This is a genomic window from Novosphingobium sp. KN65.2, from assembly GCF_001368935.1.
GTDB lineage: Bacteria > Pseudomonadota > Alphaproteobacteria > Sphingomonadales > Sphingomonadaceae > Novosphingobium > Novosphingobium mathurense.
In genome coordinates this window covers 1-1,158 of sequence record NZ_CCBH010000157.1, presented here as the reverse complement: position 1 = coordinate 1,158, position 1,158 = coordinate 1, and the positions used below count along the sequence as shown (strand labels likewise).

Below are 1,158 nucleotides of genomic sequence, written 5' to 3'. Positions count from 1 at the left end.
ATCGCAGCGGCAACCGCCGCTTCCCCCTCGGCCCGGTCCATGATCGCCGGTTCGCTCGGATGACAGGTGAGCGCGATCTGATGCGCGCCGGCCTCGACGGTCGCGATCACGCCGTAGCTGGTGGACGGCTTGAATTGCTGGATCGCGATTTCGCGGATGCAGACAATTGCCAGCGTCGGCGTGCGGACGCGCCCGATACCAAGAATCGAACGAACGCCCTGCGGGACCAGGGCGGTAGTGGCGGCACGGGTGAGGGACAGATTATAGACCTGATCGGCCCGCTCGCGGGCAAGGCCCGCCTCATAGAGCGGCCGATAATGGTCATTGGGTTTCAGCGCCGCGAACGCTTCGCGAAGGCTGGCCTCGTCCTCGCTGGTGAACATGGCGCGCATGACCTCGCCCCGGAAACCCAGCGCCTCGATAATCTCGGTGCCGATAACCTGACCCTCCCGGTCGCAGTCGGTCGCGATGATAACGCGGCTCGCCCCCTTGAGCGCCTTGGCGATGGCATCCCGCTTGCGGGCCTGCTGGCGTGTCCGCGCGGCATCCTCGCCCTTGGTCGGCACCTTCCTGAACTGCTCGGGGTGCAACAGGTGGAAGCCCTGCCATTGCTTCCATTCGGGCTTGTAGTCCTCGGGATCGGCAAGAGTGAACAAGTGCCCCTGCGCGGGCAGAACTTCGCCGTGGTTGTCGCCGATGGCGGCCCTGATATTCTCCGCTTGGCTCGGCTTCTCGCATATGACGACGCTCCGGCTCATGGTCAGTCCTCATCTTCATTGTCGATCGGGTCGAAAAAGTCGCTGTCCGCCAGCTCGGCGGGAACGGCCGCGGCCTCCGCCGTGCTGGGCGCGCCCACGGTGACAGGCGCGCCGCTCATGTCCTCATCCTCCGGACTGGTGACAGGTGGCGGCGGCGCGGGCTGGTAAGGCTCGACGGCCTCCACCCTCAGCCAGTCGATTTGTGGAATGCCGGGACGATCGAGCGTCTTGGGGGTTTGCTTGAACCGCGCACGCTCGCCCCGGAAAAAATCGACCGTGACGCCGTTGAAGAATGGATCTTCGTAATATTTGATTTTGTCGGCCGTGAACGGTTTGGCGTTGTTCACGAAAATGAACTGCTTGCTCTCGTCGAGGCCGCGCACGTCCTGTTCCGCAAGAA

The 1,158-nt window shown here is 64.0% G+C and carries 2 protein-coding genes; both read right to left on the bottom strand.

Going from position 1 to position 1,158, the window contains the following annotated elements; translation table 11 throughout:
* The coding region (locus tag SPHV1_RS12925; RefSeq protein ID WP_231634667.1) for a toprim domain-containing protein at window positions 1-758 on the bottom strand (758 nt) is incomplete at its 3' end.
* A 2-nt stretch (window positions 759-760) separates the two neighbouring features.
* The coding region (locus SPHV1_RS12920; RefSeq protein ID WP_231634666.1) for a type IV secretory system conjugative DNA transfer family protein at window positions 761-1,158 on the bottom strand (398 nt) is incomplete at its 5' end.